The sequence below is a fragment of the Guptibacillus algicola genome (assembly GCF_020171805.1).
GTDB classification, from domain to species: Bacteria; Bacillota; Bacilli; order Bacillales; family Guptibacillaceae; genus Guptibacillus; species Guptibacillus algicola.
On record NZ_JAIVAF010000001.1, the window covers coordinates 483,916 to 496,024 of the forward strand.

The 12,109-nt window shown below is 40.5% G+C and carries 13 protein-coding genes; 2 read left to right on the forward strand and 11 right to left on the reverse strand.

Annotated features, from left to right (window positions below):
- Window positions 1-27 precede the first annotated feature (27 nt).
- The 8 genes from LCM09_RS02680 to LCM09_RS02715 all read right to left on the reverse strand — a co-directional run bounded on the left by LCM09_RS02680 (window position 28) and on the right by LCM09_RS02715 (window position 7,499).
- A complete protein-coding gene (locus LCM09_RS02680) occupies window positions 28-540 on the reverse strand; it encodes an adenine phosphoribosyltransferase (RefSeq protein WP_224878570.1) in 513 nt (170 codons plus the stop codon).
- On the reverse strand, window positions 541-2,892 hold the full coding sequence (gene recJ, locus LCM09_RS02685; RefSeq protein WP_224878571.1) for a single-stranded-DNA-specific exonuclease RecJ: 2,352 nt from the start codon (window positions 2,890-2,892) through the stop codon (window positions 541-543).
- Window positions 2,893-3,009: 117 nt separating this feature from the next.
- Window positions 3,010-3,354 (reverse strand): LapA family protein, encoded by a 345-nt coding sequence (locus LCM09_RS02690; RefSeq protein WP_224878572.1) that lies wholly within the window; start codon window positions 3,352-3,354, stop codon window positions 3,010-3,012.
- A gap of 41 nt (window positions 3,355-3,395) precedes the next feature.
- Window positions 3,396-4,298, reverse strand: coding sequence for a cation diffusion facilitator family transporter (locus LCM09_RS02695; RefSeq protein WP_224878573.1), 903 nt, complete (start codon window positions 4,296-4,298; stop codon window positions 3,396-3,398).
- A 111-nt stretch (window positions 4,299-4,409) separates the two neighbouring features.
- Complete coding sequence (secF, locus tag LCM09_RS02700) at window positions 4,410-5,330, reverse strand: protein translocase subunit SecF (protein WP_224878574.1); 921 nt, start codon at window positions 5,328-5,330, stop codon at window positions 4,410-4,412.
- A complete protein-coding gene (secD, locus tag LCM09_RS02705; RefSeq protein WP_224878575.1) occupies window positions 5,320-6,624 on the reverse strand; it encodes a protein translocase subunit SecD in 1,305 nt (434 codons plus the stop codon). Before secD ends, secF begins: the two co-directional genes overlap by 11 nt.
- A gap of 104 nt (window positions 6,625-6,728) precedes the next feature.
- Window positions 6,729-6,995: a post-transcriptional regulator gene (locus LCM09_RS02710; RefSeq protein ID WP_224878576.1), complete on the reverse strand. Its 267-nt coding sequence runs from the start codon at window positions 6,993-6,995 to the stop codon at window positions 6,729-6,731.
- A gap of 18 nt (window positions 6,996-7,013) precedes the next feature.
- Complete coding sequence (locus LCM09_RS02715) at window positions 7,014-7,499, reverse strand: COG2426 family protein (protein ID WP_224878577.1); 486 nt, start codon at window positions 7,497-7,499, stop codon at window positions 7,014-7,016.
- A 121-nt stretch (window positions 7,500-7,620) separates the two neighbouring features.
- On the opposite strand from LCM09_RS02715, the gene spoVB reads away from it, so the two are divergent.
- Window positions 7,621-9,174: a stage V sporulation protein B gene (spoVB, locus tag LCM09_RS02720; RefSeq protein ID WP_224878578.1), complete on the forward strand. Its 1,554-nt coding sequence runs from the start codon at window positions 7,621-7,623 to the stop codon at window positions 9,172-9,174.
- 53 nt (window positions 9,175-9,227) lie between these two features.
- On the opposite strand, the gene LCM09_RS02725 is transcribed toward spoVB, so the two are convergent.
- Window positions 9,228-9,899 (reverse strand): DUF421 domain-containing protein, encoded by a 672-nt coding sequence (locus tag LCM09_RS02725; protein ID WP_224878579.1) that lies wholly within the window; start codon window positions 9,897-9,899, stop codon window positions 9,228-9,230.
- 95 nt (window positions 9,900-9,994) lie between these two features.
- On the reverse strand, window positions 9,995-11,284 hold the full coding sequence (locus tag LCM09_RS02730; RefSeq protein WP_224878580.1) for an ArsB/NhaD family transporter: 1,290 nt from the start codon (window positions 11,282-11,284) through the stop codon (window positions 9,995-9,997).
- 128 nt (window positions 11,285-11,412) lie between these two features.
- Here LCM09_RS02730 and LCM09_RS02735 point away from each other — a divergent pair, with 128 nt between their 5' ends.
- On the forward strand, window positions 11,413-11,799 hold the full coding sequence (locus LCM09_RS02735; RefSeq protein ID WP_224878581.1) for a TIGR04086 family membrane protein: 387 nt from the start codon (window positions 11,413-11,415) through the stop codon (window positions 11,797-11,799).
- Between the two features lie 39 nt (window positions 11,800-11,838).
- Here the strand turns inward: LCM09_RS02735 and yajC are convergent, their stop codons facing one another.
- A complete protein-coding gene (gene yajC, locus LCM09_RS02740; RefSeq protein WP_224878582.1) occupies window positions 11,839-12,102 on the reverse strand; it encodes a preprotein translocase subunit YajC in 264 nt (87 codons plus the stop codon).
- Window positions 12,103-12,109: the final 7 nt, after the last annotated feature.

The window sequence follows — 12,109 nt, forward strand, 5'->3', positions numbered from 1 at the left end:
AAAGATGTTTCGGACACTCTATGATAATTAATAAGTCATTAGTGTGAAAATGTCATGGCGATCAAGGTTTTTACGTCCTTCTAGGTAAGAAAGCTCGATCATAAATGCAAGGCCGACAACGACTCCGCCAAGTTTTTCAACAAGTTCGATCGTTGCATTAATCGTACCACCAGTCGCCAACAAGTCATCTGTTATGAGAACTCTTTGACCTGGTTTGATCGCATCTTTATGAATTGTTAGAACGTCTTTTCCGTATTCTAGTCCGTAGTCCACTTTAACCACTTCTCTTGGAAGTTTCCCTTCCTTACGTACAGGAACAAATCCAATGCCAAGGATATAAGCTACAGGACAACCTACGATGAACCCACGCGCTTCTGGTCCAACGATTACATCGACGTTCTTGTCCTTAGCGAAGTCAGCGATATCACTTACAACGCCTCTATACGCCTCTCCATCTTGCATGAGTGGTGTAATATCTTTGAAGCGGATCCCTTTCTTCGGGTAATCTTCAACTACTGCAATATAGTCTTTATAATTCATTTATTTTATGGCCTCCTCAGTGCTAGTGAAACAATTTACTGATTGATCGAACCAACTTTTCAACGCATGATAAGATGAATAGCAAAAATCATTCTCGAGTTTTGCTTGTTCAAGCTTGCTTCTATACGTTTTAGAAGAAGTAAGTTCGTTTTTTACAGATTGTGGATTTATTGAAATAAGTCCGTCTTCCATTCTAACAAAGTTCAACTCAAAAAACACCTGTGACATAAAGTTGACAGTCTCTTTCGACCAACCTTTGTGTTTTGCAAGCTTAGCTGCGTCTTTCAAATGAAAGCTTCCACGTTTCATTAAAAATCCATAATACCACTTAAAATCTTCCCGAGATGGAAGAGTCGAAAAGAAATGGTCTTCTTCATGCTCAAAAACTGCATAGGTTCGTTCAGGTTTTCCACCTTTACGAAACAGTTCGATTAGATCTTCTTCCACATATGGAAGGTCTAGCAACATTACATATCTATTCTCAAACGATAGATTTGCTTCAAGAGGATTGTGTAATATTAGATCGCTCCAATTTTGGATTCCTAGTTTATCAACAGTAGAATCTCTAAAAGCAATCATTGTTAGTTTCTCAATCGGGAGGTTTTCTAACCTCTTGTTAAGGTCTCGTATACCACGGTAGTCAAACAGTTGCCATTCATTAACCGCTAAGTCATGAACAAAGATTTGTGGTTTCTTCAACCCGTTCCACTCATTTATTGAGAGCTGACCAATTACTGATAGGGCTGCTCGAGAAGCGATCTCCTCAAATACATATCCAAAATTAAACCCGACCCCATCGAGTGTTGCTCCACCCTCTTTCAAGGAAACTTTCAGGTGATTTTCTTGACTACCTATCCTTCTGATTTGAGCCAAGTTCACGTCTTTTAGCATCACTACAGGTTTAGGATTACTAACACCAAAAGGAGCTAACAAATTCATTTGTTCGATCGTATCAAGTGATATATCTTCTATTGAGCAGTGTAGATCAACCTTTGTTAGAGGAGTTAAATCTGCTTCGGTAAGCTTCTCGTTCGCTTGTGCGTTAAGTCTGCTTCTTAATTCATCAAGATATTCTAAATCGATCGTCATCCCCGCTGCCATCGGGTGGCCTCCGAAATGCGGAAGAATATCTCGACACTCTGATAGGTTCATAAACATATCGAACCCTTCTATACTCCGAGCGGATCCTTTTGCAACACCTTTTTCTCGGTCGATACTCATGACAATGGTAGGGCGATAATATTTCTCTACTAGTCGGGAAGCGACAATCCCTATCACTCCCGGATTCCATCCTTCTCGAGCGATGATCAGGACACGATTATCATCAAGTGGATAGTTCGTTTCTACTTCTTCTATCGCTTCTTTTGTCATCGTGTTCACAAGCTCTTGTCGGGATTTATTTAAAGAATCGATTTCTTCTGCAAGCTGCTTAGCATATGTGAAATCTTCAGTCGTTAATAACTCTACAGCTGGTCCAGCATGCTCTAGCCTTCCAACAGCGTTTAATCTTGGGCCTATTCCAAATCCAAGGTGTTCTTCATTCAATTCCTGCCCCTTGAGTCCACACACTTCCAAGAGTGCTTTTATTCCAGGTTTATCGGAATGCTGAAGAGCTCGAATCCCTTCACTAGCAATCAAGCGGTTTTCATCCTGGAGAGGAACCAAATCAGCAATTGTTCCCATCGCTGCAATTTCGAGCAAGTGACCAGGTATTCGATCAAGAAGTGCTTGTGCTAGTTTAAAAGCAACGCCGACTCCTGCTAGTCCTTTGAATGGATAGGTGCATCCAGGTTTCTTTGGATTAATAATCGCTAGAGCATCGGGAAGAACGGGTGGTGGCTCGTGGTGATCGGTAATGATTAGATCGATTCCAATCTCCTTTGCTACCTCTGCTTCATGGACACCAGAAATTCCTGTATCAACCGTTACAATTAAATCATATCCATCTTCTTTAGCTTTTCGGAAAGCGGTTTCGTTAGGTCCATATCCTTCAGTAAAACGGTTTGGAATATAATAATCAAACTCAGCACCGAGTTCATTAAACGTATAGACAAGAACTGAAGTACTACTCACACCATCGGCATCATAATCACCAAAGATCAGAATTCTTTCATTGTTTGAAATGGCTTCTTTTATTCGTTGTACTGAATCTTTCATACCATCCATTAAATATGGATCATGATATATTAAATTTTCTTTGTATAAAAATCTACGGGCTGTTTCCGCACTTTGAATACCTCTATTCACTAAAAGAGAAGTAGCAAGGCGTGATATCCCTAGTTCACTCTGGAGCTGGTCGATGTTTGTTTCATCTGATTCAGCTAACTTCCAGCGTGTTTTAGACTTTAACATCGAATCACCTCTTAACCAGTCTATTATATATAGTTATTGCTAATTTGACCATAGGTCTCTATGAATGAATCTTTGAAAACAAATATAAAACCCCCGCAAATGCGGAGGTTGAATAGCTTATTTATTTTCTTTTTCAACCGAACGTTCTTCAGCTACCACTTCTTCAGATGGTTGAGAGGCTTCATCTGCCTTAGGAACTGCAACAGATTGATTTTCAGTATGAGCTTGATTTTCTTTCCGAAGTCTTTTCACTTCTCTACTCAATTTGTAGTACTTCACCATTCCAAACCCAAGTACTAGAATTGCCCCCATTAGGACGGACCCTAAAATGACGAGCACCAGTGGCCATTCAGATGTTCCGAACACATAGTTCACTTGAACAGGGTCGACATTTACTACTGAAAAAACCGCAATGATTAGAGCGAATAGAAGACCAACCACAATTCCCCATTGTCCTTTCATCTCTTTCAACCTCCCCTTAATACTAGTCTATTCTCTTGCACTCAACTTTTTTCCTTTGTTTCATAAGGATTAATATGAACGAGCACATCATGTACCTCATCTTGTTCGAGAAGATGTTCTTTCACAGCTTTTCCTATATCGTGACCTTCTTTCACTGTGATGTTTGGGTCTACTCCAAGCTTAATGTCAATAATGACATAATGCCCATGCTCTCTCGCATAGAACTCATCCAAATTAAGGACGCCTGGCATCTCTTTGATTGCTTTTACGTAATGCGTTGTATCTTCATCATGTAATACATGGTCTAACGTTGTATGAATCGATTCAAAGCCTAATTTAACTGCCATTTTTCCAATAAGGATTGAAACAAATATTCCCGCTACAGGGTCTGCATAAACAAGCCATGACATGTTGAAGAAGCTTCCAAGAAGAGCACCTGTTATACCTATTAGTACGGCGATTGAAGAATAAACGTCTGAACGATGTTCGTAAGCATTTACGATGAGAGCATCACTGTTAATCCTTTTCCCTAACCTGTACTTGTATCGAAACAAGATTTCTTTCGAAATGATTGAAATGAGCGCAGCATACAGAGCTAGTTGACCTGGTGCCTCGATGGGTTCAAATAATGCTTGGCCAGAACTGATCCCTATTTCCACTCCAACAAGGAGGAGTAATACTGCAACAATAATCGCTGCAATCGATTCAGCTTTACCGTGTCCATATGGATGATCTCGATCAGGAGGTAGCTTTGCAGCCCTAAGACCAATTAATACCGCAAACGATCCTGCAACATCAGAAGCAGAGTGTGCCGCATCGGCTATCAACGCACGACTATTCGATATATACCCGATCACACCTTTTAGGACAGCAAGAGCAATATTTGCGATTATGCCAATGAGAGCTGCTACCTCAGCTTTGCGAAAACGCTCTTCTTTATTCATGTCTTCACCCCTAAATGTACCTATTCACTATAGCCTTTCCCTTGAATACTCTCACATAACATAAATAAATTCCGACTGTAAAAGCCATGGCTATGCCATGGCTTTTACTCTCTAAGCTTCATTCGGAGTTGTTGTGAATTTCTTCTTTTTAAGTTGCTTTCCTTTCCAAACAGCCCATATTTGAGAGGCAATAAATAGAGAGGAATACGTACCTGCAACTAGTCCGATTAGCAATGCTATTGCAAATGGACGGATTGCTTCCCCACCGAAAATAGTGAGCGCAGCTGCCGCAAATACCACTGTTAAAACAGTATTGATGGAACGAGCTAGTGTTTGAACAAGACTCTTATTTACGACACGTGCGATGTCTTCAAAGTCCTTGATCTTTTTCTCAAACTTCATGTTTTCTCGAATTCTATCGAACGTAACGATCGTATCGTTGATCGAATACCCGACAATGGTTAGAACAGCAGCGATGAAGGTAATATTCACCTCTATCTGCAATAAGCTGAAGACCGCAATAATAAAGAACGCATCATGAAAGAGCGCAACAATTGCAGCCAATCCTTGTAGCCATTCAAACCTGATTGCCACATAGATAATGATTCCTAGAGATGCGATCGCAACCGCAATAAATGCATTTTTCGCAAGATCCACAGCAACATCAGGGGAAACTGTACTTACATTAGGTTCAGCACCGTAAAGTTCAGTAAAATGATCTTTTAATTCACTGATTTCTTCTTTTTCAAGTTCGTCTTTAAAAGCCGCAACTGCCATGTCTCCTCCGCCAGCAAGCGTTATCGACTCAGGTTGATAGCCAAGGGAGTCTAATTCAGAGCTAACTTCTTCAGTCGTTAGTTTCTGTTCCGAAGTAATATCAACTCTTGAACCGCTTGAGAAATCGATACCGAGATTAAGACCAAAAATGGCAAGCACCAATCCTCCAAGGACAATGAGGGCTAGTGAAATCATAAAGAACTTATTACGATGTTTAACGAAGTCAAAATCAATATTTCTTATTTTAGAGCTCATCGATCTCACTCTCCTTCACGCCAAAAAGTCCGGGCTTTTTGTTCAATGCCCTGCTCTTGACCCACAGTCCGAGTAGGATGCGTGAACCCCAAACAGCAGTCAAAAAGCTTACAATAATACTTGTGATCAACATTACTGCGAACCCTTTTACAGAGCTTGTACCGTATGCAAACAGTACTCCAGCAGCGATCAACGTAGTGATATTCGCATCGAAAATTGTTGTAAATGATCGTCTTCCACCAGCTTTGAAAGAAGACATGATCGATTTACCAGAACGTATTTCTTCTTTTATCCGCTCATACGTAATGATATTGGCATCAACAGCCATACCTACACCGAGGATCAATGCTGCTATACCTGGCAGTGTTAACACAGCTCCCATCCAGTTAAACACGACTAGGATTAGATAGATATAAGCACTTAGTGTGATAACAGCGATCATACCTGGGAATCGATAATAGAAAAGCATAAATAGGAAGATTAAGCCGATTCCAATAAATCCAGCTGTAACGGTTTTATCTAGTGACTTTTCCCCAAACTGTGCTCCAACAGATGTTGAATAAATTTCATCAAGCTTCACAGGAAGAGACCCTGCATTTAATAGTTCCTTTAAATTCTCTGCTTCTTCAATTGTAAATGGTGGTCCAGAGATGATAACTGTATTTTGTGAAAGCACTTCTCGTACTGATGGATCAGAAATAAACTTCTGTTCATCAGCAGGTTTTTGCGCTTCTTCTTTGTACGAGTCACCTTCTTGATAATCCAACCAAATCACCAATCGGTTATCAGGAAACGGCTTTTGCATAATTTCGCCAGTGATTTCAGCGAATTGTTGAGGATCCTTTAAAGCAACCTGAACGACTGGCTGATTATCCTGAAATACTACTTTCGCAGCGCCTTCCTTCAAATCCGCACCGCTCATCTTCTCTTCGTCTTCTACAGTTCGAAATGTAAGCTCAGCCTGCGTAGAAAGAAGTTCACGTGCCTGATTTTGGTCCTTTACACCAGCTAATTGAACGCGAATTCGATCTTCTCCTTCAATTGTGATACGAGGTTCAGATACACCCAGAACATTGATTCGTTTATATAGTGCGCTTACAGTACTATTCAACAAGTCTTTGGAAAGCTCTTGTCCTTCCTCAGCAGGTTTTACTTCATAAAGCACTTCAAAGCCACCTTGAAGATCAAGACCTAACTTAATGTCTTTTGTTACACCTAGGACCGTCGATCCAATCAATCCTCCAAGCAGGAGAACAATCAAAAAGAACGCAACGATCCGGCCTTTTTTTACCATGGAATAAAAACTCCTCTCTAAGCCACCAGCAATAACGTATGTAGGTTAAAATGCCATAATACTACATATTATACCGAAATATAGATTTTTCTGTCAATTATTGTTCAATTTTGTAGGTTTTCTTCTTCAACCCAACCTGTCCCTTTGTAGGCATGAATCGTCAACCAATTCATATATTCATTCGGTGATAATCTCATGATGTCATTTACAAGCTGGTGCAGCTTGATCTCTTCATTATCATTGTTTCGTTCTAAACGAGCAAGGAGACAACTCCAGATCTCATCAACAGTAGCCCTATCATAGCCCAACAGGTGAAACTCGTCTCGCTTGCTTTCAAGTGCAGGATATACCTCGTTCTTCCAGTCTTCCATCCTTTGTCTCCTCTCCTTCTAAAAGATTGAATAAATGGCCGCGCCCACTCCAAGGCCAGCAATCACTACTCCCGTTAAAATCGATAGAAAAGCATATTTAAACCGTATCGCAAATAGCGATGCGGCTACACAAGCACTATAAGCGCCTGTTGTTGGTAACGGTACGGCCGTAAATAAGATAAGTCCGATCGCTCCATACTTTTCAACATTTTTACTTTTATTTAGCGTACGTTGATACAACCATTCATAAAATCGGTTATACCATCCGAACCTCATCATCCAATTACTTAGCGGTTTGAACAATAAGAGCAGTGGAATGATTGGCAGTGCATTTCCAATCAAACTCAGTAAAAACGCTTCCCAGAAAGGAATATCAAACGTAAACGCCAGTGGTAATCCACCTCTGAGTTCTAGAATTGGAAGAGCAGAAACCACTACCACGATTGCTTCCTGAGGAAGGAAGTCCAGGTTCTCCACTACAAACTGTTTAATTTCGTCTTTCATTAAAACACTCCCATATGCCTGTCATGCTTTGTCCCCTACTAAGCATATACATAGTGATAAAAAATATCTAGACTTTTCTATAATTTCGCAAGGCTACTAAGCATGGAAAGTAGGTTTACTTATGACGAAGCAAACCTTTTTGAGAGGCACTCTTTTACTTATATTTGCTGGGTTAATCACTAAAATTCTTGGATTCATCAATCGAATCGTTATGTACAGGGTTATGGGTAGTGAAGGAGTAGGATTATACATGATGGCGGTTCCTACTTTGATCCTTACCATAACTCTTACGAGGCTTGGACTTCCTGTCGCAATCTCCAAAATGGTTGCAGAAGCAGATGCGGAGGGTGACAGACAAAAAATCAAGCGAATCCTGATCGTATCCTTATCCATAACAGCCGTATTAAGTATTGTATTCACTTCGATCATGGTAATGGCCGCACCCGTTCTATCAAATGTTTTCTTCACAGATCATCGTACGTTTTATCCGTTGATCGCTATCGCACCAGTCGTATCCATCGTTGCGATGTCATCTGTTCTCAGGGGTTATTTTCAAGGATTACAAAATATGCGTCCTTCAGCTTATTCGCAAGTAATCGAACAAATCGTTCGAATTTGTTTAGTTGCAATCTTAACTGGTGCTTTCTTGCCGTACGGCGTTGAATTTGCTGCAGCAGGCGCTATGATTTCAGTCGTGTTAGGAGAACTAGCTTCGCTCATCTATATGTTTTCTATGTTTAAGATGAAAAAAAGGATTAAAATAAGAAGCGACTTTTTTTCTTACTTAAGAGGCGGGAGGAAAACCTTTAAAGATTTAATGGGCATATCTCTTCCAACAACAGGGAGTCAGCTGATCGGATCGCTATCCTATTTCTTCGAACCGATTATCGTAGTTCGAAGTCTTGCGATAGCAGGCATTGCAGCTACAATCGCCACACAACAGTACGGAAACTTAGCAGGACTTGCGATTCCACTACTCTTTCTTCCAACTTTCATAACCTTCTCTCTACAAGTATCACTCGTACCGGCAATCAGTGAGGCATATGCTCAAAAACAATTTAAACAGATTCAACACCGCTTAAGTCAGGCAATCCGTCTCTCTATGGTGGCGGGTGGGATATCGGTCGTTGTGATGTATGTCTTTGCAAAACCACTCCTTGAGATCATGTATAACGCACCTCATGTAGCGGTCTATGTTCAAGTGATGGCTCCCTTTTTCTTCTTCTTTTATTTTCAAGGACCTCTTGCCGCGGCTCTTCAAGCACTTGATCTAGCAAAAGCAGCTATGATCAACAGCTTTATCGGTGCTGCAGTCAAACTAGCAGCTATTTTCTTCCTAGCATCACGTCCTGAGCTTGGCATCATGGGTGCCGCGCTTGCAATCGTAATCGGAATACTACTCGTCACACTTCTTCATTTTGCTACGCTTGTGAAAGCGATTGGATTTTCAATCGTTGTCGGCGATATTCTGAAAGGTGTTGCTAGTATCATTCTTGCTTCATACGCAGGCCATATTTTTTATAAGATGATGATCGACGCACCTTCAGACATACCTGGATCAATCCTTGCCATCTCGTGCACTTCAATCGTTTATGTACTCTTATTATTACTACTAGGTCTAGTCAATCGAAATGACCTAAGACGCCTTCCTATTATCGGGAAATTTGTTCACTAGCCACCACACCTTAAATCTTATCAAATCATGAAATGAAAAAGTAACCTCTTGGGTTACTTTTTCTCATTTTTCAAATCGATAAAGAAGTTCCCATTCTTATGAAGCGAGCAAAAAGAAATATCCTTTAAGTTCCTCTGACCAACCTTCCTTAATTCTTGACGAAGCCATAGCTCCGTTTTACCAATCCGATCCAAGTGCTCTCCTTGAATCTTTCCATCCAGTATAAGCGGTAACGGAAGGAGGGAGACAGCGTCATTTCCTTCACTTTCATCCTGCTCATCTTTCTTAATGACAGATAACTTACCTGTAGGCTCTAAAATCGCAAATTCAACATCTGAAACGGAATTGATATTGTTTTCTCTTAGCTGGACAAGTAAATCATCAAAATTATATCGCTGCTTTTTCATTTCGTATTCATCAATCTTACCTTTCTCAATCAATACCGTTGGTTTTCCGTCTACAATTTCTCTTATCTTCTCACTCTTTAAAGAAATAAGCGCCATGATCAATTGTATAATGACGAGCACGCTTATCGGGATGATTGTACTAATCATTGGGGTACTCGGGTCTTCAATCGACATTACAGCCAATTCGGCGATCATAATGGAGATAACAAAATCCAGAACACTCAGCTGACCGATTTCCCGTTTACCCATAATCCTAAAAACGAGTATGATCACGAAATACAAAACCAGTGTTCTAAGAATCATCGTTGAATACTCCATTCACGATCGCCTCCCTTCTAATTCTTCTTATGCTTAGTGTGACCCGTCGATAGAGAAGGCATAAAGGAAGGTAATGGAAACAAAAAAACTCCCCTTTAATAAAAGGGAAGCAAGTACCTAAAATAAATATAGATCGTGGAAATAAGTAGCGAAATGATTACAACAGGTAGGCCGATTAATAAAAAGTGGATAAACCTAATTTCATGGTTTTCTTTCATGGCAAGTCCCGCAACTACTACATTCGCTGATGCTCCAATCAAGGTACCGTTTCCTCCTAGACAAGAGCCTAATGCAAGCGACCACCAGAGAGGATCTAAATTCGTCATTCCATAGCCAGAAAACTCCGTAATAACTGGAATCATCGCTGCGACAAATGGGATATTATCGAGAAATGCTGATAGTATGCCTGAGCCCCACAATATGATGATTGATGTTTTCGGCATGTCACCTTCCGTATATAGCAAGATTGCTCTAGCGATTTCATCAATGATGCCCACTTCCTCTAAACCACCAATCAGAATGAACAACCCTATAAAAAAAAACAGCGTGACCCATTCGATTGAGGAGAAGACCTCCTCTACTTTATGTTCATGTTGAGTGATAAGCAGTAAAAGAACTGCGCCAGCCATCGCTATATTTGTAATGTCTGTATGAAGAAGAGGATGTAGCAAAAATCCGATAATCGTCATAATCAACACAATACACGACTTAAAAAGTAATGGTCCTTTCTTCAAATAATCTTCTGCATTCATCTTCATCAATGTCTCACGATGTGCATCATCTACGACAAGACTCTTCTTGTAGAATAGCAAAAGCCCTGTAATGATTACTGCATAAATGACCCCAACAATTGGAGCGAGGTTAAAAAGAAAGTCATTGAAATCAAGATGCTTTACAGCCTGCCCAATCATGATATTTGGAGGGTCACCTATCAACGTTGCGGTCCCTCCGATATTTGAGGAAAGAATGACCGTTATTAAAAAAGGCATACTTGCAACTTTTAAAATTCTCGTCAACGTTAGAATAATAGGAACGAGAAGTAGTACTGTCGTTACATTATCGAGTAGCGCTGAACCTACTGCAGTTAAACAGCCTACAGCTGCCAGAAGAGGTAATGGGTGCCCTTTTACTTTTTGAGCCATTTGTATCGCGATGTATTCAAAAATCCCATTCTGACTAGTAATCGAAACAAGAACCATCATCGAAAACAAAAGGGCGATCGTATTCCAATCTATATGCTTCACAAATGCTTCATCAGCCGTTGAAATCCCTGCTAGGAGCATCAACAAACCGCCACCGCAGGCAACAAGGGCTCTATTTATTTTCTCGGTAATAATTCCTATATAAGCAAGAACAAAGATAATTAGCGCAATACTCATTTCCAATCCCTGCTGCCCCTTTCCTAGCTACTTTCTATAATCGTATGACGGGCTGTCCTAAATCATGATTGACTTCTAAATGAAGAGCGTGTGAATAGAATGTACAAACCATTCATATAAAAAGGGGGATTATCATGAGGTCAAAACATGCACTCTCTGCTATGGGGTCAGGTATGATTACTATCGTAACGATTGTCCTCGCTACGAGCGTATTACTTTCTCTAATTCTTCGTTTTACTTCTGTGTCTCAAAATGGAATTGCTCCTGTCGTCATTACAGCAACAGTGATCGCGTTTTTTATCGGTGGATTCATATCTGGAGGAAAAGGCGGAGAGCGAGGTTGGATGCTCGGCTTAGGAACAGCTGTGATGTACATGTTGCTCTTATTCCTTATTCAGTATTTAGGTTATCGTTCTACAATGGACACAGAACAAATGATATTTCATGCTGGGTACCTCGGTGTTTGCACACTCGGAGGCATCATCGGAGTGAACGTTCGAGGCGGCAGTCGAACACAATAAAAAAATAGCGCCCTCGTAAGGGCGCTATTTTTGATGATATTATTCAGTGATAGCCTCACGTACTGCTGCACGATCAAAAACCATCTTCGTTCCATCAGTAGTACGTACAGTAATCGTACCTTCATCCATCGCATCGATGATTCCATGCATACCACCGATCGTAATAACCTTTTGTCCTTTTTCAAGGCTCGCCTGCATCTCTCTAGTCTTCTTCTGACGCTTCTGTTGAGGACGAATCAAAAGGAAATAGAAAATCGCAAACATTAAAATAAGCGGAATTAAATTTGTTAATGTTGAACCCAAATCATTT

Coding starts and splice junctions, on each gene's coding strand:
- LCM09_RS02680 (WP_224878570.1), bottom strand. CDS start 540: ATGAATTATAAAGACTATATTGCAGTAGTTGAAGATTACCCGAAGAAA.
- recJ (WP_224878571.1), bottom strand. CDS start 2,892: ATGTTAAAGTCTAAAACACGCTGGAAGTTAGCTGAATCAGATGAAACA.
- LCM09_RS02690 (WP_224878572.1), bottom strand. CDS start 3,354: ATGAAAGGACAATGGGGAATTGTGGTTGGTCTTCTATTCGCTCTAATC.
- LCM09_RS02695 (WP_224878573.1), bottom strand. CDS start 4,298: ATGAATAAAGAAGAGCGTTTTCGCAAAGCTGAGGTAGCAGCTCTCATT.
- secF (WP_224878574.1), bottom strand. CDS start 5,330: ATGAGCTCTAAAATAAGAAATATTGATTTTGACTTCGTTAAACATCGT.
- secD (WP_224878575.1), bottom strand. CDS start 6,624: ATGGTAAAAAAAGGCCGGATCGTTGCGTTCTTTTTGATTGTTCTCCTG.
- LCM09_RS02710 (WP_224878576.1), bottom strand. CDS start 6,995: ATGGAAGACTGGAAGAACGAGGTATATCCTGCACTTGAAAGCAAGCGA.
- LCM09_RS02715 (WP_224878577.1), bottom strand. CDS start 7,499: ATGAAAGACGAAATTAAACAGTTTGTAGTGGAGAACCTGGACTTCCTT.
- spoVB (WP_224878578.1), top strand. CDS start 7,621: ATGACGAAGCAAACCTTTTTGAGAGGCACTCTTTTACTTATATTTGCT.
- LCM09_RS02725 (WP_224878579.1), bottom strand. CDS start 9,899: ATGGAGTATTCAACGATGATTCTTAGAACACTGGTTTTGTATTTCGTG.
- LCM09_RS02735 (WP_224878581.1), top strand. CDS start 11,413: ATGAGGTCAAAACATGCACTCTCTGCTATGGGGTCAGGTATGATTACT.